The 20,845-nt window shown below is 61.8% G+C and carries 17 protein-coding genes and 1 tRNA gene; 8 read left to right on the plus strand and 10 right to left on the minus strand.

Going from position 1 to position 20,845, the window contains the following annotated elements:
- The first annotated feature begins 29 nt into the window (after positions 1-29).
- Positions 30-875, plus strand: a complete 846-nt coding sequence (locus tag K1X12_RS15405; protein WP_220988465.1) for a crotonase/enoyl-CoA hydratase family protein — start codon at positions 30-32, stop codon at positions 873-875.
- A gap of 52 nt (positions 876-927) precedes the next feature.
- Here K1X12_RS15405 and K1X12_RS15410 read toward each other — a convergent pair whose 3' ends face one another.
- From K1X12_RS15410 to lon, 8 genes are all read right to left on the minus strand, one after another.
- Positions 928-2,409, minus strand: coding sequence for a flavin-containing monooxygenase (locus K1X12_RS15410; RefSeq protein WP_220988466.1), 1,482 nt, complete (start codon positions 2,407-2,409; stop codon positions 928-930).
- A gap of 100 nt (positions 2,410-2,509) precedes the next feature.
- Entirely contained in the window at positions 2,510-3,328 is an 819-nt protein-coding gene (locus K1X12_RS15415) for an META domain-containing protein (protein WP_220988468.1), read from the minus strand.
- 147 nt (positions 3,329-3,475) lie between these two features.
- Positions 3,476-4,105 (minus strand): TetR/AcrR family transcriptional regulator, encoded by a 630-nt coding sequence (locus tag K1X12_RS15420; protein ID WP_220988470.1) that lies wholly within the window; start codon positions 4,103-4,105, stop codon positions 3,476-3,478.
- Between the two features lie 623 nt (positions 4,106-4,728).
- Positions 4,729-5,919 carry a BaiN/RdsA family NAD(P)/FAD-dependent oxidoreductase gene (locus tag K1X12_RS15425; protein ID WP_439649727.1) on the minus strand — a complete coding sequence of 397 codons (1,191 nt, stop codon included), beginning with the start codon at positions 5,917-5,919 and terminating at the stop codon, positions 4,729-4,731.
- A gap of 30 nt (positions 5,920-5,949) precedes the next feature.
- A tRNA-Val gene (locus tag K1X12_RS15430) sits at positions 5,950-6,025 on the minus strand.
- 158 nt (positions 6,026-6,183) lie between these two features.
- On the minus strand, positions 6,184-7,074 hold the full coding sequence (locus K1X12_RS15435) for a CPBP family intramembrane glutamic endopeptidase (RefSeq protein ID WP_220988474.1): 891 nt from the start codon (positions 7,072-7,074) through the stop codon (positions 6,184-6,186).
- 22 nt (positions 7,075-7,096) lie between these two features.
- Positions 7,097-7,918 (minus strand): helix-turn-helix transcriptional regulator, encoded by an 822-nt coding sequence (locus K1X12_RS15440; RefSeq protein WP_220988476.1) that lies wholly within the window; start codon positions 7,916-7,918, stop codon positions 7,097-7,099.
- 218 nt (positions 7,919-8,136) lie between these two features.
- The gene (gene lon / locus K1X12_RS15445) at positions 8,137-10,554 is read right to left on the minus strand and encodes an endopeptidase La (protein ID WP_220988478.1); all 2,418 of its coding nucleotides are present in this window, start codon (positions 10,552-10,554) and stop codon (positions 8,137-8,139) included.
- Positions 10,555-10,905: 351 nt separating this feature from the next.
- Here lon and parE point away from each other — a divergent pair, with 351 nt between their 5' ends.
- The 3 genes from parE to K1X12_RS15460 all read left to right on the plus strand — a co-directional run bounded on the left by parE (position 10,906) and on the right by K1X12_RS15460 (position 14,905).
- A complete protein-coding gene (gene parE, locus K1X12_RS15450) occupies positions 10,906-12,903 on the plus strand; it encodes a DNA topoisomerase IV subunit B (RefSeq protein ID WP_220988479.1) in 1,998 nt (665 codons plus the stop codon).
- A 178-nt stretch (positions 12,904-13,081) separates the two neighbouring features.
- Positions 13,082-13,807 (plus strand): hypothetical protein, encoded by a 726-nt coding sequence (locus tag K1X12_RS15455; RefSeq protein ID WP_220988481.1) that lies wholly within the window; start codon positions 13,082-13,084, stop codon positions 13,805-13,807.
- A gap of 129 nt (positions 13,808-13,936) precedes the next feature.
- Entirely contained in the window at positions 13,937-14,905 is a 969-nt protein-coding gene (locus K1X12_RS15460; RefSeq protein WP_220988482.1) for a hypothetical protein, read from the plus strand.
- On the opposite strand, the gene K1X12_RS15465 is transcribed toward K1X12_RS15460, so the two are convergent.
- A complete protein-coding gene (locus K1X12_RS15465; RefSeq protein ID WP_225908004.1) occupies positions 14,889-15,311 on the minus strand; it encodes a BLUF domain-containing protein in 423 nt (140 codons plus the stop codon). The two genes, K1X12_RS15460 and K1X12_RS15465, sit on opposite strands and share 17 nt — an antisense overlap.
- Before the next feature lie 184 nt (positions 15,312-15,495).
- Here K1X12_RS15465 and K1X12_RS15470 point away from each other — a divergent pair, with 184 nt between their 5' ends.
- The 3 genes from K1X12_RS15470 to ald all read left to right on the plus strand — a co-directional run bounded on the left by K1X12_RS15470 (position 15,496) and on the right by ald (position 18,457).
- On the plus strand, positions 15,496-16,308 hold the full coding sequence (locus K1X12_RS15470; protein ID WP_220988486.1) for an SDR family NAD(P)-dependent oxidoreductase: 813 nt from the start codon (positions 15,496-15,498) through the stop codon (positions 16,306-16,308).
- 197 nt (positions 16,309-16,505) lie between these two features.
- On the plus strand, positions 16,506-17,177 hold the full coding sequence (locus tag K1X12_RS15475) for a TorF family putative porin (RefSeq protein WP_225908005.1): 672 nt from the start codon (positions 16,506-16,508) through the stop codon (positions 17,175-17,177).
- Between the two features lie 158 nt (positions 17,178-17,335).
- Positions 17,336-18,457, plus strand: coding sequence for an alanine dehydrogenase (ald, locus tag K1X12_RS15480; RefSeq protein ID WP_220988487.1), 1,122 nt, complete (start codon positions 17,336-17,338; stop codon positions 18,455-18,457).
- A 75-nt stretch (positions 18,458-18,532) separates the two neighbouring features.
- Here ald and K1X12_RS15485 read toward each other — a convergent pair whose 3' ends face one another.
- Positions 18,533-19,843 (minus strand): metal-dependent hydrolase family protein, encoded by a 1,311-nt coding sequence (locus K1X12_RS15485; protein ID WP_220988489.1) that lies wholly within the window; start codon positions 19,841-19,843, stop codon positions 18,533-18,535.
- Positions 19,844-19,962: 119 nt separating this feature from the next.
- Here K1X12_RS15485 and K1X12_RS15490 point away from each other — a divergent pair, with 119 nt between their 5' ends.
- Positions 19,963-20,829 (plus strand): pirin family protein, encoded by an 867-nt coding sequence (locus K1X12_RS15490; RefSeq protein WP_220988491.1) that lies wholly within the window; start codon positions 19,963-19,965, stop codon positions 20,827-20,829.
- Positions 20,830-20,845: the final 16 nt, after the last annotated feature.

Consider the following 20,845-nt stretch of genomic DNA (forward strand, 5'->3'; position numbering starts at 1 on the left):
CACTCCGCCTCAAACGGAGGAAATAGCCCATGCTGAGAGAGAAGTACGAAGCCTTCAAGGTCACGATTGAGGACAAGGTCGCGCATATCCAGATGGCGCGCCCTGAAGCGCTGAACACGATGAACAAGGCCTTCTGGAACGAGCTTCCGGAAATCGTCCGCACCATCGACCAGAACGCCCTCGCCCGCGTCATCGTCATTTCCTCGACTGGCAAGCACTTCTCCGCCGGCATGGACACGACCGTCTTCACAGGCCCGCGTCCGCCCGGCCCGGAAGACCGCTATGTCGCCGCTGAAGCCTTCCGCACGAATGTCAAAGCCATCCAGCAATCCTTCAACTGCATGGAAGAGGCGCGCATCCCGGTTCTCTTCGCCTGCCACGGCGCGGTCATCGGCGGCGCTATCGACATGATCACCGCTGGCGACATCCGCTGGTGCACCAAGGACGCCTATTTCTGCATCATGGAAATCAACATCGCCATGACCGCCGATGTCGGCACCTTCCCGCGCCTTCAGCGCTACATCCCGGAAGGCTGGGTGAAGGAACTCGCCTATACCGGCCGCAAGATCGATGCGGCCAAAGCCAAGGAAATCGGCCTCGTCAACGACATCTTCGACACGCAGGAAGAGCTGCTTGCCTATGTGATGGAAACGGCCCGCGAGATCGCCTCGAAAAACCCGATCGCCGTCACTGGCTCCAAGGTGCTGATCAACTACGGACGCGACCACAATACGGCAGATACGCTGGACTATATCGGTGTGTGGAACGCCGCGATGTTCCCGCCCCCGCATATGGCCGAAGCCTTCACCGCCCGTGCGGAAAAACGCGATCCCGTCTTCCCGGATCTTGCGCCCTACCGCACCGACCCGATGTAAAAAGAAAGCCCCCTCTCACGAGGGGGCTTTTTTTTCTGATCCGTGAGAGGATTTATCCCTCCACCACCTCGAAATCCGTCCAGTCCGGATGCCGGGTTTCCTTCTTGTAGTCGGTGGTCTTGCCATACCAGTTATTGGTCACCTTGCCGGCTTCATTCTTGTACCAGCTATGACAATCGGACGCCCAGACCGTCTTGGAAATTTCATCCTGTACACGGACGTTATACGCCGTCATGGCGGATGGTGTCACATCCAACGCGGCCACGCCCTTTTCGGCAATCTTGTCGATGCACTGGATGATGTAGTTGATCTGGTACTCCACCATCAGGATGATGGAGTTGTGGCCGAGATTGGTGTTTGGCCCATACAGCAGGAAGAAGTTCGGGAAGCTGGACACCGCCACGCCCTTGAAGGCTTCAGCGCCATCTTTCCAGGCCTGATTGAGGCTGAGCCCGTTCTTGCCATACACCTGCATCGGCGTCAGGAAATCGGTGGACTGGAAGCCCGTAGCCCAGATGATCACATCGCATTTACGCTCAACGCCATCCTCGCCGATGATGCCGTCTTCGGTAATCTCTTTCACGCCCTGGCGCAGCACATCCACATTTGGCTTCGTAAGCGCCGGATAGTAATCATCCGAGATCAGAACACGTTTACAGCCCGGTTCGAAATCCGGTGTCAGCTTCTCGCGCAGAACCGGGTCTTTCACCTGGTCCTCAAGATGCTGCTGGCACATCTTCTTCATCGACTCGGAAAGCCCCATCGGGGATTTCTGCAGGAACGCCCCAAAACCGAAATCGGCGAACGCCCTGATGCGCCAGCGATACCAGTCGATCCGCCAGCGTGGCCCGGCGAAATAGCGCTTGTCAGCTTCAGAATACTGCCGCTGCCCGCGCGGACGGCACCAGGCCGGCGAGCGCTGGTAACTGATCAGCTTACCAACAACTTTCTGGATTTCCGGCAGGAACTGCACCGCGCTCGGTCCATTGCCGACCACAGCCACCGTCTTGTCCTTGATATCGACCGAATGATCCCACCGCGCCGAATGGAAGGCGGCCCCTTTGAACCGGTCCAGCCCCTTGAACTCGGGCGTGGCGGGAATGTTCAGCTGTCCGAGGCCGGACACCAGCACATCGGCCACATGGGTTTTCCCCGAAGCGTCCGTCAGCGTCCAGGTATTGTCCGTATCGCTCCAGCGGCATTCGGTGATTTCTGTGTTGAAATGGCAATGCCGGCGCACGTCATACTTGTCGGCAAAGTCCTCGAAGTATTTGAGGATCTGCGGCTGCAGAGACCATTTGTAATCCCAGTCCGGGTTCAGCTCGAACGAGAAGGAATAGAGGTGGCTGGGCACATCGCAGCCACACCCCGGATAGGTGTTGTCCCGCCAGGTGCCGCCCACTCCGCCGGACTTTTCATAAATGTCGATAGCGCCATAGCCGGCGGCCTTGAGCTTGGCGGCCATGCCCAGCCCACTCATTCCGGCGCCCAGAATGGCAATGCGTGTCGTACTCTTGCTGACGGTCGAATCCATCGCCCGCATTTCCTCCCATTGGCTGCGTGCTTTCACGCATTCTTGCCGGGAAAATGCTGAGCGCGCCGCAAACCGTCAACCGGTGCCCGAGGGTCAGCCCTTATTTCCGCCGGGCATATATCTGGCGATACTCGTGATCGCGCAGCTCCATCTCGCCGGTTTCGTCAAAAGTGAGCACGGTGACGTGGCGGAGGGCATCCAGAAAGTCGGCCTCCTGGGCCATAATTTCCGGGTCGCAAGCCATTTCCGTGTTCGCAATGTCACCGAAACTGATTCCCTCGCCGGTCAGCGTGTATTCACCGCCATAGCTGTTGCAGCCGCTTCGGCCACTGACGCCACCCTTGCCCGGCACATATTGAACCTGCTGGCCCGGCTCAGGCGGAATGTCGGCTTCAAGCACGAGGGTAAGCTCAACTCCCGGCATCACCGGCGGCCCGTTCACTTCGACAATCTGCCACTCGCCTTCGATAAGGTCGCTGGTCTTGCCGCCGCATCCGTTCACACGCGCGTCTTCCATCTGCACGGTCACCGTCTGGGGAAACGGCATCCCGCTCATGTCGTCGGCGCAAATCTTGTCGAGCACCAATACCGAAAGCACGCCGTCCGCAGTTGTATAGCGCTTGCCGCCCTCCACGGCCTCGGCTTCTGGCTGGGGCGCCTCATACCGGCTCTCGCCATAGGCATACACGTAGCTCAGCGTCGTCCCGTCCAGGGTCACCGTCCAGCCCGGCTCATTGCCTTGCGCCATCCATGGCTTTGTTTTGGCTTCGCCCGCGTCTGCCAGGGGCGCGTCCGTCGCTGGCTCAGCAGGCGCGTCGATACCGGCCAGCGGCGCTGGCGATTTGTCTGCAGTCTCGGCCGAACACGCCATGAGCGCCATCGGCATCGCAGCAGTCAGCAGCATACGGGAAAGTTTCATCGGCGGGCCTCCTTCTGGGGCGGTCGCGCGCCCGGGCATCTCTGCTTATAACAGGAAGGATGGCATAATCCGGTCAAGCACGCAGCAAATTCTGGGCAGTTGCCGGGGGCGGCGCAGACGACACCGCCAGATCAGAGATAAGGCGTTTCAGGCGCTGAAGCGGCCCTCATCGGCAAGTGGCAACGAATCGTTGGCGTATTTGCCGGGCGCGCCACTTGGCAGTTCGTGCGCGCTTCCATCCAGCAGATCATGCACCATGCCCTTGAAGATCATGCGCATTTCCGTAAGCGCCGCTTCCGGCCAGGCAATACTCTCCACCATCAGGCCGCGATAGAAAGCCAGGATCATGGTCATGATAGAGGCGCCATTGCCCAGGCGCGCCATCTCCGGAAAAAAGGCGGCATAGGGCAGAACCGCCTTCATCATGTCGAGATCGCCGCCCCGGCGCACCCGCCGCAGCAACTCGTCATCGCTCTTCAGAGCGGAGAAAATTTCAGAACTGACTGCAAACTCGCGGCCCAGATCGTCCCAGAGCACATCAAGCCGACGGTCCAGCGACATTTCCCGCGTATTGGAGAAGAGGTCTTCCACATGATCGGCGCGAGCCTGCAGATAGCTGCGCACGGCGTCCAGAACGAGTTCAAACTTGCTCGGATAGTGATGCGTGATGGCGCCCCGGGACACCCCGGCTTCATCGGCAATATCCTGCAGCGACATGTGCTGATAGCCTTTGGCGCCCATGCAATGCAGCGTGGCGCTCAGCACCTTCGCCTGCATCCCTTCGGACCGCTCCTTCTGCGTTCTACGGGCCCTTGGCCCGGTCATTTCCCCATCCATCTCAGTTCTCCCAGTCGAGATGGAGACAGTATGTTCACTGACAACAAAAAAATCCGTACGGGATTATACCTAGTCAAAGAAAACGGTCCCAGAATCATTTTTGGATGCCGAACAACAAAAATCCCTTTCCTTTCCGGACGCTGCCATATGCGGTCGCTTTATTGGACGACCGGATACAAAAACCAGGGTCTTCTTTTCTTTTAACGACTGGCAAGTCAGCCACACTCCGGTGTTTTTATTTGGCAAGCAGAAAGTCTGAGCGCATCAGCGATTTACGAAATACATAACGGCCAACCGGCAAATATAATCGTCGAAAAGCGATCGCAATCAAAGCGTTGCGCCCGATTCGTAAAACTGTACGCCAACTTGGAAATGCCGGAATCGCAACATGCGGAAATACGGATAATCACCGCATACGGACAAATATTGTAAAGAACTCCGCCAGCCGCCTTCTCCGGAACTTTGAAAGCCGTACCGAAACCGCACGCGCTCTACCAGCTGAGCCAATTGCCCCGCCGCCACCCTTCTAGCCGGGAGCACGCCGGGAAGTCGCGTTGAAACGTCTACACATACTGTCCGGCCACATAGCCGGACGACCAGGCCCACTGGAAATTGAAGCCGCCCAGATGGCCGGTCACATCCATCACTTCACCGACAAAGAACAGGCCGGGCTGCGTCTTCGCTTCCATCGTCTTGGACGAAAGCGCATTCGTATCGACGCCCCCCAGCGTCACTTCCGCCGTGCGATAGCCTTCCGTGCCCGCGGGCCGGATGCGCCATTCATTGACCGCGCGCGCCAGCGCCCGCAAGGCGCCGTCCGGAAGATCGGCCAGCCGCCCCGAAAGCGCTGCGTCCTCACAGATGCTCAGCGCAAGACGTTTGGGAACAACCTCCGCCAGCGCGGTCTGCACTTCCTGTTTCGGCTGCGCCTTCTTCCGGTCTTTCAGGAACGCAAACGCATCCACAGACGGCGCCAGATTGACGAGAATGTCCTGCCCCTCCCGCCAATAGGAAGAAATCTGCAGGATCGACGGGCCGCTCAGCCCGCGATGGGTAAACAGCAATCCTTCGGAAAAGCTGACCTTGCCGCAGGAAACCGTGGCCTCCACCGACAATCCGCTGAGCGCCTGGCACCGCTCCAGAAGCGACGCCTGAAAGGTCAGCGGCACGAGGCCCGGCCGCGTTTCGATAACGTCCAGCCCGAACTGGCGGGCAACATCATAGCCAAACTTCGTCGCCCCGACCTTGGGAATGGAAAGCCCGCCCGTCGCAATGACAAGCGAGTCGCAGTCCTGCGTGCCGCGCGTTGTGACCACCCGGTAGCCGTTCCCGATGGCTTCGACGCGCTCGATGCCGGTATCGTTCTGCAAGACAACGCCCGCCCGGCGGCATTCCTCCAGCAGCATGGCGATGATCTCCTGCGCGGACTCATCGCAGAAAAGCTGCCCCAGCTTCTTTTCATGGAAGGCAATGCCATGGCTCTGCACCAGGGCGATGAAATCCTGCTGCGTGTACCGGCTCAGCGCCGATTTGCAGAAATGCGCGTTCTGCGACAGGAAATTCTTCGGGCTGGTGTGCAGGTTGGTGAAGTTGCAGAAGCCCCCGCCCGCGATGCGGATCTTTTCGGCAATCTTCCGGGCATGATCCACCAGCCAGACCCGGCGGCCCCGCTTGCCCGCCTCGATGGCACACATCAGGCCCGCCGCCCCCGCGCCAATAACGATGACGTCATAAGATCGCTGCATGGGGGCCATTCACCCGTATTCCTGAAACTGAGGGGAAAATGGTGGGCGATGACGGGCTCGAACCGCCGACATCCTGCGTGTAAAGCAGGCGCTCTACCAACTGAGCTAATCGCCCCACCGCCGCCCTCTTAGCCGGGAGCACGCCCGGAAAGCAAGTGCCGTTTGCGGTCGTCCGACTGGCAGCAACTTGCCGATCACGGCGACCGAATCTGGCGGACGCGGTCTTCGCCGGGCGCGAGTCCCGATCGAAGGCATTGCCAAGTCGTTCCGCGCTTAGTCGGCAGTTTTCCGCAGTCGCCAGAGCAGCATTGCGATCCCGCAAACAAAGAATGTCAGGCAAACCACGCTACTCTCTGGCCCGTGGGAACCGCCGGTCAGGATATCTGGACCGTGTGGCACAAGCCTGACCAGAAGCGCCGACAAGCCCATGTCAAATCCGGTAACCGGCAATTCAAAGCCCGTCGCAAGTAGCCAGTTCCACCCAATGTGCCACCCCATGACACCCCAGATATTGCGCGCCTTGAGCGCCCAGAGGCAGGCGAAAACCGAGAAAAGAAACACCCCGCCCGTGACCAGCAGTTCCTGACCTCGACCGTAGTGCAGGAAAGTGAACACAACGCATGTCAGCAGGACGGCCAGGGTGACATTGAACTTGCGCGCCAGCGCCGACATGAGCCAGCCGCGGAAAATGATCTCTTCAACGCCCGCCTGGACAACAAAACACAGAAATAGAATGCCAATACTCATCAAGTCGCGTGGCACGAAGAACGCGCTCGCAAATCCGTCCGCTTGGTATCCGCCCGCCGCCCAGATCACCGCAACAATGGCTCCGATGCTCGCCAGGCCGATTGCAAGTCCGCGCGCAAACGCCTTCGCCCCAACGTGCGGCGTCAAACCGATGGTGCGAAGCGACCGGCGTTCGACGAACAATACCCACCCAAGCACCAGCGCCCCGGTTATCGCGAAAGGTATCAGAAGGAAGGCATATATACCGTTTGCGCCGATCGGGTTGCCACGGTCATCTACGAACCCCCATTGAATGAACGGCTCGTCAGTCAAGATGACCGGGGCGGCCACAAAGAAGATCAGGAGAAACGGGGCCAGCGCCCCCCACGGAAGCCATCCCTTTGCGGGTTCTGGCGAGTATAGCGATGTTGTTTTCATGGTGCTTCAATGCACCGATGCCCTAGGCCCTTATAGAACGATCGTGCGAATTCCGCACGCTCCCGAGCCAAGTTTTGGGTGTCAATCCAAAGGCCTGCTTGAACGCACGCCCGAAATGGCTCTGGTCCGAAAAACCACACTCATGGGCAATTTCGGCGATCGTGCCGCCGTCGCGCATCATCCGGCGCGCCAGATCCAGCCGCCGTAAAATAAGGTATCTGTACGGACTCGTGCCGAACATGGCGCGAAAATCTCGTGACAACTGCCAGCGGCAATGGCCCGTCGCATGCTCCAGGTCTTCGAGCGAGAATCCGCTTGAGAGATTGGCCTCGATGTAATCGCGTGCGCCGGCTGCCGCCTCACGATTGACCCGCTTGATGACGACGCCGGCGCCCGCTGCGGCCTGCAGCGCAATCGCCAGATCGTAGAGCCCGTCCTGATACTCTAGTCTCGACAGCGGCCGCTCGTAGTCTCCCAGCAGGGCTGTGGCCGACCTTTGCAGGCGAGCGTCAATCGAAACGCCGCCTTCAACGAACGGCAACGCCCTTCCGTTCAGCGCTTCTTGAATGTCGGCTGGAGAGATATAGGCGGCGCGATAGCGAAAGGCCGCATCGTCACCGGCGCGGCCATCATGCTTTTCGTCGGGGTGCAGGATGACCGCCTGGCCGGGATAAGAAGCTCTTTCAGCGCCACGATACGTGAAGCTCTGAATGCCGCTCAATGTGATGCCGATTGTATAGGTGTCGTGGCGGTGGGGCGCGTACGCTGCGCCGGTAAGGCACGCTTCTATTCGGTGAATGTCGCCGGGGGCTTCGACAAACCAGTTTTCGGCGGGCTCGGTCACTTCAAACTCACCACAATTTCCCGCTGAACCGACTGGGACGGCCGCGATCCGTCGAACCGAACGACCGCTCTCATGTATCAAGCGGACGGCAAGCCCTCAAGTCCCGCATCCGCACCGGGTCATTCGCGGGCTCCCACAGTCTGCCCATCACAACAAAAAAGAAAAACCCCTCCTCCGTCCGGAGAAGGGGTTTTCAGATTTGTCCGCCTGGGGACCGCTCAGTGCGTGCGCACAGCGTCGGAATCCCCGGCATTGGCCGCGCCGCCACCAAGGCTCGCCTGCAGGCGGGCTTCATCCTCTGCCGACCATTCGATCGGGGCGAGCGGGCGTGTCAGCGCCAGTTTCAGCACTTCCTGAATGTCAGAGACCGGAATGATCTTCAGGCCGGTCTTCACATTCTCGGGAATCTCGTCGAGATCCTTCTCGTTCTCCTTCGGGATCAGCACCGTCTTGATGCCGCCGCGCAGGGCCGCGAGCAGTTTCTCCTTGAGACCGCCAATCGGCAGCACCCGGCCACGCAGGGACACTTCCCCGGTCATCGCCACTTCGCGGTTCACCGGCGTGCCGGTCAGCAGCGAAACGATGGCCGTCGTCATGGCGATACCGGCGGATGGGCCGTCCTTCGGCGTAGCGCCATCGGGCACGTGCACGTGGATGTCGGTCGTGTTGAACACGGTCGGCTTGATGCCGAGATCGACCGAGCGCGAGCGCACCAGCGAGCTGGCCGCCTGGATCGATTCCTTCATCACATCGCGCAGGTTCCCGGTCACCTTCATGGCGCCGCGGCCTGGCATTTTCACCGCCTCGATCGTCAGCAGGTCACCGCCCACTTCCGTCCAGGCAAGGCCGGTGACGGCGCCGACCTGATCGGTCTCGTCCGCGAGGCCATAGCGATACTTGCGCACGCCGGCATACTCGGAAAGGTTTTCCGCCGTGATCGTCAGGCTCGGCAGGTCCTTCGTCGCAATGTCGCGCACCGCCTTGCGGGCAAGGCGTGCCACTTCGCGCTTCAGGCTGCGCACGCCCGCTTCACGGGAGTAGTAGCGGATCAGGTCGCGGATGGCTTCGTCGGTGACGATCCACTCCTCTTCCTTCAGGCCGTGATCCTCACGCACCTGCGGAACCAGGTGGCGTTTGGTGATCTCCAGCTTTTCATCTTCCGTGTACCCCGCAATACGGATGATCTCCATCCGGTCCAGCAGGGGCTGGGGCATGTTGAGCGAGTTCGCCGTCGTCACGAACATTACGTCCGAAAGGTCGTAATCGACTTCCAGATAGTGGTCGTTGAACGTCGCGTTTTGCTCCGGGTCGAGCACCTCAAGCAGGGCCGACGCCGGATCGCCGCGATGGTCCATGCCCATCTTGTCGATCTCGTCGAGAAGGAAGAGCGGGTTGCCCGTCTTCGTCTTCTTCAGGCTCTGGATGATCCGGCCCGGCATCGAGCCGATATAGGTGCGGCGGTGACCGCGGATCTCGCTTTCGTCGCGCACGCCGCCCAGCGACACGCGCACAAAGTCGCGTCCCGTGGCTTCGGCAATCGAGCGGCCCAGCGAGGTCTTACCCACGCCCGGCGGTCCGACGAGGCAGAGGATCGGGCCTTTCAGGCGGCCGGTCCGTTTCTGCACGGCGAGGTATTCCAGGATACGCTCTTTCACCTTGTCGAGGCCGTAATGGTCGTCGTCGAGCTGGTGCTCGGCTTTCACAAGGTCGGTCTGGATGTCCTTCCGCTTGCCCCAGGGCAGCGACAGCAGCCAGTCGAGATAATTGCGCACGACCGTGGATTCGGCAGACATCGGCGACATCTGGCGCAGCTTCTTGATTTCGGCCTCGGCCTTGGCGCGGGCTTCCTGGCTCAGCGGCGTGTCGGCGATCTTCTGGTCGAGTTCGGCCAGCTCATCGCGGTCAGAGCCTTCGCCCTGATCGCCCAGCTCGCGCTGGATCGCCTTCATCTGCTCGTTCAGGTAATACTCGCGCTGCGTCTTCTCCATCTGACGCTTGACGCGGTTTTTGATCTTCCGCTCCATCTGGAGCATGCCCATCTCGCCTTCCATCAGTGAGAAGACCTTCTCCAGGCGCTCCTTCACGTCCGGCATCTCCAGCAGGTCCTGCTTGTCGGAGAGCTTGACCGACAGGTTCGACGCCACCTGGTCTGCCAGGCGGCCCGGCTCGGTGAGCTGGCTGATGGTCGTCACAGCTTCCGGCGGGATCTTGCGGTTGAGCTTCACATAGCTCTCGAACTGCTCCTGCACGGCGCGCATCAGCGCCTGGATGTCGGAGCCAGCCACATCGGCTTCCGGGATCGTCTCGACCTCGGCTTCGAAATACTCCACCCGGTCGTGCAGCTGCACGAGGCGCGCACGGGCGCGGCCTTCCACCAGCACCTTCACGGTGCCGTCGGGCAGTTTCAGCAATTGCAGGATGGTGGCGAGCGTCCCGGTGGCGTGCATGTCCTCGGCCACGGGATTGTCGATGGCGGCGTCCTTCTGGGCCACCAGCATGATCTCATTGTCGGACTCCTCGATCATCTCGAGCGCCCGGACAGACTTGTCGCGGCCGACGAACAGCGGCGCAACCATGTCGGGGAAAACAACGATGTCCCGAAGCGGCAACACCGGCACTGTCTTGGATTTTGGCATCTGGAAGTGCCTCCTTTGATTCGGGCCCCGCTGAGCGGCAACCCAGTATACCCTCAAAACACCTGTCACAGCATCCTTCGGGCGACATACCGAATGTGGAAACCCCAGCTTAACCCTTCAAGCTGAACGCTGCTCAACAATCCTGTGAATATAAGTGATCGTTTCAGGGCAGGTAGACGGGCTGAGAGACAGCAGGTGAACCTCTCCCCTTGCCCAGCCACACGAACCCCGCCAGATGTCTGGCCTTGGCAGAAAGCCGAAGGTTAATGCGCCGTTAAGGAAATTGCCCTCCTGTCTGCCTCGCCCATTCCGCCGGGGATTCCGGCGTTTTCAGAGACGGAGAAGCAGTCCATGTCCTCAGCGCGGCAGATGAAACAGGATGATCTGCTGGCCGGCACTGCCGGCTATTCTGCCAAGGATATCGAGGTTCTCGAAGGCCTTGAGCCCGTCCGCAAGCGCCCCGGCATGTATATCGGCGGCACCGATGAGCGCGCCTGGCACCACCTGTTCGCCGAAGTCCTCGACAACTCGATGGACGAAGCCGTCGCCGGCCATGCCAGCCGCATCGAGATCAAGCTCACCGCCGACGGTTTCCTGACCGTCACCGATAACGGACGCGGCATCCCGATCGATCCACACCCGAAATTCCCCAAGAAATCTGCGCTCGAAGTCATCATGACGACGCTGCACTCGGGCGGCAAATTCTCCGACAAGGCCTACTCAACCGCCGGCGGCCTCCACGGCGTCGGCATCTCGGTGGTCAACGCGCTCTCCGAAAAGGTCGTCGTCGAGGTCGCCCGCGACCGCACGCTCTACCGGCAGGAATTCTCGCGCGGCCTGCCCGTCGGCAAGCTCCAGAAGGTCGGCCCCGTGCCCAACCGGCGCGGCACCTCGGTCAGCTTCAAGCCCGACCACCAGATTTTCGGCGACAAGCTCCGCTGGCGCCCCCAGCGCCTGTTCCAGATGGCGCGCTCGAAAGCCTATCTCTTCCGCGGCGTTGAAATCCGCTGGGCCTGTGATCCGGAGCTTCTGCCGGAGGACTCCAAAGTCCCCGCCGAAGCCGTCCTCTCCTATCCCAATGGCCTGGCCGACCAGCTGCTGGAAGTCTTCGGCGATAAGGGCACGATCACGGAAAGCCCCTTCACCGGCCTCGTGGACATGGGCGCCGAAGGCAAGGTCGAATGGGCCATCGCCTGGACGCAGGCCGGTTTCGGCGATGCCGACGGCTTCTCCCGCTCCTATTGTAACACCATCCCGACGCCCGAAGGCGGCACCCATGAGGCCGGCTTCCGCTCGGCCATCACCAAGGGCATCCGCAATTTCGGCGAGCTGACCGGCAACAAGAAAGCCTCCGAAGTCACCGCCGAGGATGTCATGGGCCATTCCGGCCTCCTCCTCTCGGTCTTCATCCGCGGGCCTGAGTTCGTCGGCCAGACCAAAGACAAGCTCTCCTCCACCCACGCTTTCCGCCTGGTGGAAAACGCCGTCCGCGATCACTTCGACCATTGGCTGGCCGGTTCGCCCAAAGAGGCCAACAAGCTGCTGAGCTGGGCCATCGACCGCGCCGACGAGCGGGCCCGCCGCCGCAAGGCGAAGGAAATCTCCCGCAAATCGGCCACCAAGAAGCTGCGCCTCCCCGGCAAGCTGGCCGACTGTTCGGCCAAGGGCCCGGAAAGCACCGAACTCTTCCTCGTCGAGGGCGACTCGGCCGGCGGCTCCGCCAAACAGGCGCGCAACCGCGAGACGCAGGCCATCCTGCCCCTGCGCGGCAAGATCCTGAACGTCGAAAGCGCGTCGGACGACAAGCTGATGGCCAACCAGGAACTGGCTGACCTCTCCCTTGCTCTGGGCACGGAGCTTGGCCGCAAGTTCAACATCGACGACCTTCGCTATGAGCGCATCATCATCATGACCGATGCTGACGTTGACGGCGCCCACATCGCATCGCTGCTGATCACTTTCTTCTACCGGATGACACCGGGTCTGATCGAGGCTGGCCGCCTCTTCCTCGCCCTGCCCCCGCTCTACAAGCTGTCAAACAAGGGTAACATCCACTACGCGATGGACGATGCCGACCGTGCCCGGATCATGAAGGAACACTTCAAGAGCAACCAGAAGGTCGACATGACGCGCTTCAAGGGCCTCGGCGAGATGAACCCCGCCCAGCTGAAAGAAACCACCATGAACCCGGCCACCCGCACGCTCGCCCGCGTGACGCTGCCCGCCACCATGGACGACCTGGAAGTCAAACCGGCGGACCTCATCAACACGCTGATGGGCAAGAAGGCCGAACTGCGTTTCCGCTTTATCCAGGAAAACGCCGCCTTCGTCGAAGAGCTGGACATCTGATCCTCGCCGCCCCGCGCCATACGGGGCGGCAGGACACCCCCTCCCCATTTCGGGGCAGGCATGTCCCCCAGCGCCTTATCCAACAGGTGCGCGGGAAAATCCCTCATTCCTTCAAGCCCCTGCAGGTTTTTTCTGCGATCTTGTCCACGCCTCTCCGGCCCATGCTAGTCTTTCAGGCATGGACACACCCGATCAGCCTGCGGACGATTACACCGAGCTAGACTACCTGCTTGGCCGGGCGTTCTATCTTGTCATGGATCTGATCGAGCTGGTCACCGGCGCCCTCACGCGTCTTGGCGCGGCCCCTATGGGCGCAGCCTTGCGCCGGCATCTGATCGCCCATGCGGTCGTCCCGGCGGAGGCGGCCATGCGCCGCGCCATCCTTCTCATCGCGGGCACCCTGCCCGTGCCCGCCGCGCCCGCCCCCGCATCCGGCCCCAAGCCCAAGGCCGCGCCCACCGGCGAGATGCGGGAAACCAGCGGCCCCCGCGCGCCGGTGTTCAGCATGTTTGAACCTCAGCCCAGCGCCGCAAAAAATCCGGGAACAGATTACCTGCTCGAACACCTGCTCCCGCGCGTCACGGCGCTGGTTGATTCCGTTCTCTATGCCCGCCCGGACGCGCCGAAGGCATCTGCGCAGGCGGCAGACCCGATGGCCCGCTTCCTGCGCCGGTTCGAGGCTTTGCAGGCTGCCCTGGATTGTCCCTTGCGGGAGGCGCGGCGCTGGGTGCGCCGTCAGGCCCGCCTGACTGCCGCCGCTGCGCCCCCGCGCTCTCCACTCTCACCCCGTAGAATCCCCGGCGACCGTCCCAGCCTCAATCATCATGCGCGAAGCCTTCTAAATGAGCTGAACGAGGCGGCAAACGAAGTCCTCGCCGGCGGCGCATTGCCCAACACGTCCTGACAGATCCCCAAAACACGCGGCCAAAACCACCTCCCAGCCCCGCTGGCGGGGATCGCGGCGCTTGCCGCTTGCACCTTTTGCCCAGATATGTTAGTGAACACTCACTTCTTTTGATCTGGAGTGAGTGCCATGACTGTGATCCGGCTTGATCTGGATGCCCTCGTGCAGGCGTCCCGCCTGACGCCCGAGGAGGCTGCCCGGCTTGCGGGCCTTGCCCTGCCGGACAATCGCGCAGGGCTCGCCGCCAATATCCTCCTGATCTTCGGCGCGGTCGCCGTGGCCATCGCCACCATCGCGCTGGTGCCCAATGCCGCCACAGGCCTCCTGCTCGCCGCCGCCGCGCTCGGCGGGGCAGAGGCGCTCCGCCATTTCAGCAAGGGGGAAAGCTTCGCCCTGCTCGCCATCGCCCTTGCCCTGATGGGCACGCTCGGTCTCGCCGGCTGGGTCGCGTGGGAGTTTGAGGACGCGCCCGTCACCGCGCCCGCCCTCCTCGTCACGCTGATCCTGTCGGCCGGTGCCATTCGTTATCGTTCGGCCTTCCTCGCCGCCCTCTCGATGGTCGCCCTCGGCCCGGTCCTCGGAACGGGCACAGGCTACTGGCACGCCAGCTATGCCCTGTTCGTTGAAGAACCCGTCCTCAGCATCCTGATCTTCGGCGCCCTCAGTGCCGGGCTCTATCGCCTGCGCCGGGAACTCGCCCCCGCCTGGCAATCGCTTGCCACCTCCGCTGCGCGCACGGGCCTAATCCTCCTGCATTTCAGCTTCTGGGTCGGCTCGCTCTGGGGCGATGTCATTGGCGATGCCTGGCTGCCGTATGACAGTGCCGGCGACGCTGGCCGCATTGCTCCGGCCTGGTTCTCGGTCGGCTGGGCCGCCCTTTCGCTTGCCCTCGCCCTGAAAACCCGCCGGGGCGGATTTCTCTCGGTCAGCGCGCTCGTCTTCCTGACGATCCATGCTTACACCCAGTATTTCGAGACCTTCGGGGCAGAGCCCGCCACACTGCTGGTGGCCGGTATCGCGCTCATCGGGCTCGCCATCGTCACCGCCAAACTCACACGGTTCGGCAGCGCCAAAGACAAGGTCAGCCCTGCCGGATGAACTTTGAGAAGGTGTAGATCAGGTCGCGCGGCGCGTCGGCAGACATCAAGCTGTCCACAGGATCATCCCGGCGCGCCAGCATCGAACCGTTTTGCCCGGAATGGTCCACACGGAAATAGTTCATGGACCAGCGGGGGAAGGCCCGGTGTTCGGCTTTCTCCGCCAGGATCCGCACAAGGCCGGTATGGCGCTGGTCGTGCATGATGCGGGTGTAAATGCCTTCAATCTCCGGGCGCGGGCCTTCAATGAGCTGCATGAAGCTCGGCCCGTTATGCACCAGATAGCCGGTGATATAGCGTTCCTCGTTATTGGATTGAGAAACGTCAAGAATATCCGCCACGTCCTGCTGAGACAGGCCGGGTGTGGCGGTGCTCACATAGATCAGTCTGAATAGGTCGTTGCTCATAGAAGTGGAACGGCCAGGCCCCTGCCCGGGTTCCATTATCAAGCGGCAGAGCGCGGTTGCGTACAAGCCCCCGGTCTGCGCTCGCGTGGCGTGCATTGGCGCCAAACGGCCCGAGGCTTGACTTACCCGCCCTCCCTCCGGCCATCTGCCGCAGGACTCGACAACGACTAAGGGAAGACAGGAAATGACCACGCAGGATCTCGCAGGACGCACCGCCCTGATAACCGGCTCCGCCACCGGCCTTGGCCGCTCGATCGCCCTGAAACTGGCCGAGCGCGGCGCCAGCGTCATCATCAACTGCACCAAATCCATTGCCGATGGCGAAGCCACCGTAGCCGACTGCCAGAAGGCCGGCGCGCAGGCTCGCCTCGTGCAGGCCGATGTGTCCACCGATGAAGGCTGCCAGAAACTGGCCGACGCCGCCGCCCAGTCCGGCCGCCTCGACATTCTCGTCAACAATGCCGGCATCACCAAGCACGCCCGCGATCACAGCGATCTGGATGCGCTGAGCCGTCAGGATTTCCTCGATCTCTACTCGGTCAATGTCGCCGGCCCATTCATCCTTATGCAGAAGACAAAAGACCTGATGGTCGAGGCTTATCGCCAGACCGGTCGCGCCTCCGCCGTTCTCAACGTCTCCTCGATCGCCGGCGTCGCCGGGGTTGGCTCCTCGGTCGCCTACGCCGCCTCCAAGGGCGCCTTCAACACCATGACGATCAGCCTCGCCCGCGCATTGGCCCCGGCCATCCGCGTCAACGCCGTTTGCCCCGGATTCATCGGCACGCGCTGGTTCAAGGACACAATGAGCGAGGAGCAATACAAGAAGATGGAAGCCGGTGTTGCCGCCTCGGTGCCCCTCAATGTGGCCTCCGGCCCAGACGACATCGCAGATTCTGCGCTGTTTCTGGTGACCGACGCGTCCCGTCACATAAGTGGTGAAACACTGCTGGTGGATGCCGGGATGCACCTTGGTTATGCTCCGCTGAAGGCACGCTGACTCGCTGTCTGCACATTTTCTGGACGCGAGGGCGCACAATTGCGAGGCAAAGGCGCCCCCGCCTGCCCAAAACCAGTGCGCAGCGCCCCCTCCCGCCTCAGTTCGCCTAACGGCAGCATCGGCAAGCCCGGTAAAGATCGGCAGGGTCACCTACGGCGCTCAAGCGGGAGCGTGATCAAAAGACGGGGTTAACACGCATGCGTATGAAATTTCTTCAGGCAGGTGTCGCACTGGCCGCCATGGTGGCAGCCGCAGGCACTGCATCTGCACAAGGCGAATTCTCGGGCAACGTCGCTCTGACGTCGGACTATGTCTGGCGCGGTGTGTCGCAATCGGGTGGCGACATGGCCATCTCCGGCGGCTTCGACTACACCAACGGCATGTTCTATGCTGGCACCTGGGCGTCCAGCATCGACTTCGACAGCGGCTCCGACCCGAACGTCGAACTCGACTTCTACGGCGGCCTGGCCGGTGAGTTTGCCAGCGGCATCTCCTGGGATGTCGGCCTGCTCTACTATACCTACCCGGACTCTGAGGATGACGATCTCGACTTCCTCGAGATCAAGGGTGCCCTGGGCTACTCCTTCGACAGCGGCCTCTCGATCGGCGGCGAAGCTTACTACGACCTCGACAATGAGAACCTCTACGTCGCGGCTTCGGCCGGTTACTCGCTGACCGACGCCTTCAGCGTAGACGGCAGCGTCGGCAACTACCAGTTCGACGCTGGTGGCGACTACACCAACTGGTCGCTCGGCGGCACCTACTCGGCAGCTGGCTTCGACTTCGACCTGCGTTACTGGGATACCGACATCGACGGTTCCGACCTGGCCGACGAGCGCGTCGTCTTCACGATTGCAAGGTCCATGTAATCTGCCTTCAGGGCCTGGCGACAGGGTCTGAAATCTGAAGCCGCGTGCGGGTTTCTCCATTTCCCGCACGCGGTTTTCTTTTGCCTGCATTTTGGGCGCAGGGTGGAACCGCCCCAATGTGAGGTTTATAGGCGTGATCTTTCCCAAAGGAGTGGATCATGCGCATTGGCGTTCCAACTGAGATCAAAAAGCAGGAATCCCGCGTCGGCCTGACACCTGAAAGCGTTGGCGAGCTTGTCCGCGCCGGCCATCAGGTGAACATCCAGGCAGGCGCGGGCATCGCTTCGGGCTTTGCGGACGAAGCGTACACAACCGTTGGCGCGCAGATCCTGCCCGGTGCCGACGAAGTGTTCGCCAGCAGCGAACTGATCGTGAAGGTGAAGGAACCGCAGCCGGAAGAAATCGCGCGCCTCACCCCAAACCATACCCTCTTCACCTATCTCCACCTGGCGCCCGATCCGGTCCAGGCCAGGGGCCTTATGAACTCCGGCTGTCTCGCCATCGCCTACGAAACCGTCACGGACGCGCATGGCGGCCTGCCGCTGCTGCGGCCGATGAGCCAGGTGGCTGGCCGAATGTCCATGCAGGTTGCCGCCGGCGCACTGATGCGCACCAAGGGTCGCGGTCGCGGCATCCTGATGGGCGGCGTTCCTGGCGTTGCCCCTGCCAAGGTCGTCATCATCGGCGGCGGCGTTTCCGGCACACATGCCGCGGAGATCGCCGTCGGCATGCGCGCAGATGTCTGGGTCTTCGATCGCAACAATGAGCGCCTCGGCGAACTCGACGAGCAGTTCCGCGGCACGGTCAATACGATGTATTCCACCGCCCACTCCCTGTCCGATGCGATCAAGGACGCCGATCTGGTCATCGGCGCCGTGCTCATCCCCGGCGCCTCGGCTCCCAAGCTGGTCAGCCGCGCGCAACTTTCGACCATGCAACCGGGCTCGGTCCTCGTCGACATCGCCATCGACCAGGGCGGCTGCTTTGAAACAAGCCGTCCGACTACGCATGATGATCCGATCTATGAAGTCGATGGCATCCTGCATTATTGCGTTGCCAACATGCCGGGCGCCGTTCCGCGCACATCCACCTATGCGCTCAACAACGCCACCCTGCCCTTCGTGATGCAGCTCGCCAATCACGGCGCCCGCAACGCGATCAACGCCAACAAGCATCTGGCCAATGGCCTCACCGTCGATCAGGGCGCCATCGCGCACAAGCTGGTGGCCCGCGATCTCGGCGAGAAATACGTTCGCCCGGACTGGCTGACAGTTATCTGATTGCCGCCCCGAAAATGAAAAGGCCCGGAAGGCGTCAAACCTTCCGGGCCTTTGTATTGAGGGGGTTACGTCCCTCTATTCCTTGATGACTTCGCCGCGCGCCATCACGAAGTTGACCGACTTCAACACCTTGATGTCCGCCAGCGGATCACCCTTCACAGCGATGATGTCGGCGCTCTTGCCCGGCTCCAGCGTACCCGCCACATCCGTCACACCCAGCAGGTCTGCCGCGTTCACGGTTGCGGCCTTGATCGCTTCCATTGGCGGCATGCCGAAACGAACCAGAAGCTCGAACTCGTCAGCGTTGCGGCCATGCTTGGAAACACCGGCGTCCGTGCCGAATGCAATCGGAACGCCCTTCGGGTAAAGGATCTCAAGGCTCTTGCCTGTGATGCCGATGCGCCATTCGATCTTGGCGCGCACATCCGGCTCATAGGCGTCGGCATTGGCTTCGATCCGTTCGATATATCCGTTCACGGTCGACAGGGTCGGCACGTAATAGGCGCCCGACGCAACGAAAGCTTCAATCGTTTCGGGGTCGAGGATCGTGCCGTGTTCGATCGAGTCGACACCGGCTTCGAGGGCGAGCCGAATGCCATCGCCACCATGGGCGTGCGCGGCAACTTTCTTGCCGAAAAGATTAGCCGTCTGCACGATGGCATAGGCCTCATCCTCGAACATCTGGCGGCCAAGGCCGGCGCCGATGCGGCTGTTCACGCCGCCGGTCGTTGCCAGTTTGATGACATCTGCTCCACGCGCGACCTGCAGGCGGACAGCCCGGCGGCAATCATCAGCGCCGTCACAGGTGTTTCCTTCCGCGCGGAAATAGGGGCGCAGATCGTCGCGGAAGCCCAATGAGCCGTCCATATGGCCGGATGAAACAGAGATGGACGCTGCGGCATCGAGAATGCGCGGCCCTTGAATCTGGCCATCATTCACGGCGTCGCGCAGCGCCAGCACAGCGCCGTCGCCATCGCCCAGATTGCGCACGGTGGTAAAGCCTGCGCGCAGGGTTTTCATGCCGTTTTCCCAGGCGTCGAATGCCTGAGCCCCAGGAGACAGCGTCACCCCCTGAAGCTGCCCGGCAATCCCGCCGGCGTCAGAGGTAAGGTGGACGTGGGAATCGATCAGGCCCGGCAGGACATAGCTGTCCTTCAGGTCGATCACGCGGGCTTTCTTGTCGCGCGCGGCCTTGAAGCCGCTTTCGAGCGAGACGATCTTGCCATCGGTAACGGTGATGGTGGTTGCGCCGCGCGGCGCGTTGCCGGGAATATCCAGCACCTTTCCGGCATGGATCACGATGGTCTCAGCCATCGCGGGAAACGCGGCAACCGCTGAGATTACGGCAATTGCGGCCGTGCGTTTCAGGCCAGTCAGCAGGGTCATTGGGGCTCTCCTCCAGGATAATTCAGATTTGGCATATGTCTTATAAGACGCATCCGGCGAGAAAACCCGCATCATAAGTCCCATGTGCGGTAGGGTGTTCACAGGCAAGGAGGAAGACCATGATCGAACTCATCATCGACAAGCGCACGCGTGACCTTGGCGGCGGCTTTGAAGTGGGCCGCGTCCTGCCCTTCGCAAAGCGGCGCATGGTCGGCCCGTTCATCTTCTTTGACCAGATGGGCCCTGTGGATTTCGCCGCGGGCATTCCCCGCGAGCTGGATGTGCGCCCTCACCCGCATATCGGCCTATCGACCGTCACCTATCTCTATTCCGGCGCGATGACCCACCGCGACAGCCTCGGCTTCAAGCAGGAGATCCAGCCCGGCGCCGTCAACTGGATGACCGCCGGCAAAGGGATCACCCATTCCGAACGCCTCGAATATGCGCGCATGCACGGCGCCCATATGCATGGCATCCAGGCCTGGGTCGCCCTGCCGAAAGAAGAGGAAGAAATCGACCCCGGCTTCTGGCACCATCCCGCCGACAGCCTGCCAGTCTGGACCGAGCCGGGCCTCAAGGGCCGCCTCATCGCCGGCAGCGCCGAAGGGCTGGACGCGGGCGTCAACGTTCGCTCGCCGATGTTCTACATGCATTGGGAAATGGAAGCCGGTGCCCGCCGCAAAGTGCCGGACGCTCATGCCGAACGGGCCGTCTATGTCGCGAATGGTGTTGCCCAGGTGGCCGGACAAAAGCTGGGCGCCGGCCAGATGGCCGTGCTCGGCAAAGGCGACGCCGTCGTCACGGCCGAAGAAACCTCAACCGTCATGGTGCTCGGCGGCGAGCCGATTGGCGAGCGCTTCATTTTCTGGAACTTCGTTTCCTCGTCCAGGGAACGGCTTGAGCAGGCCAAGGAAGACTGGAAACAGGGGCGGATGAAGCTGCCCGATGGCGACGATCAGGAATTCACGCCGCTACCGGAAAGCTGAGGCAGCCGAAGCCGGG

It is taken from the genome of Hyphomonas sediminis, from assembly GCF_019679475.1.
In the GTDB taxonomy this organism is placed as follows: Bacteria; Pseudomonadota; Alphaproteobacteria; order Caulobacterales; family Hyphomonadaceae; genus Hyphomonas; species Hyphomonas sediminis.

Bases quoted from the DNA above. Each gene is read 5' to 3' on its own strand.
- K1X12_RS15435 (WP_220988474.1), bottom strand. From the start codon at position 7,074: ATGAAAACAACATCGCTATACTCGCCAGAACCCGCAAAGGGATGGCTT.
- parE (WP_220988479.1), top strand. From the start codon at position 10,906: ATGTCCTCAGCGCGGCAGATGAAACAGGATGATCTGCTGGCCGGCACT.
- K1X12_RS15470 (WP_220988486.1), top strand. From the start codon at position 15,496: ATGACCACGCAGGATCTCGCAGGACGCACCGCCCTGATAACCGGCTCC.
- K1X12_RS15425 (WP_439649727.1), bottom strand. From the start codon at position 5,919: ATGGCCCCCATGCAGCGATCTTATGACGTCATCGTTATTGGCGCGGGG.
- K1X12_RS15460 (WP_220988482.1), top strand. From the start codon at position 13,937: ATGACTGTGATCCGGCTTGATCTGGATGCCCTCGTGCAGGCGTCCCGC.
- K1X12_RS15405 (WP_220988465.1), top strand. From the start codon at position 30: ATGCTGAGAGAGAAGTACGAAGCCTTCAAGGTCACGATTGAGGACAAG.
- K1X12_RS15415 (WP_220988468.1), bottom strand. From the start codon at position 3,328: ATGAAACTTTCCCGTATGCTGCTGACTGCTGCGATGCCGATGGCGCTC.
- K1X12_RS15455 (WP_220988481.1), top strand. From the start codon at position 13,082: ATGGACACACCCGATCAGCCTGCGGACGATTACACCGAGCTAGACTAC.
- K1X12_RS15485 (WP_220988489.1), bottom strand. From the start codon at position 19,843: ATGACCCTGCTGACTGGCCTGAAACGCACGGCCGCAATTGCCGTAATC.
- K1X12_RS15475 (WP_225908005.1), top strand. From the start codon at position 16,506: ATGCGTATGAAATTTCTTCAGGCAGGTGTCGCACTGGCCGCCATGGTG.
- K1X12_RS15465 (WP_225908004.1), bottom strand. From the start codon at position 15,311: ATGAGCAACGACCTATTCAGACTGATCTATGTGAGCACCGCCACACCC.
- ald (WP_220988487.1), top strand. From the start codon at position 17,336: ATGCGCATTGGCGTTCCAACTGAGATCAAAAAGCAGGAATCCCGCGTC.
- K1X12_RS15410 (WP_220988466.1), bottom strand. From the start codon at position 2,409: ATGGATTCGACCGTCAGCAAGAGTACGACACGCATTGCCATTCTGGGC.
- K1X12_RS15490 (WP_220988491.1), top strand. From the start codon at position 19,963: ATGATCGAACTCATCATCGACAAGCGCACGCGTGACCTTGGCGGCGGC.
- K1X12_RS15420 (WP_220988470.1), bottom strand. From the start codon at position 4,105: ATGCAGGCGAAGGTGCTGAGCGCCACGCTGCATTGCATGGGCGCCAAA.
- lon (WP_220988478.1), bottom strand. From the start codon at position 10,554: ATGCCAAAATCCAAGACAGTGCCGGTGTTGCCGCTTCGGGACATCGTT.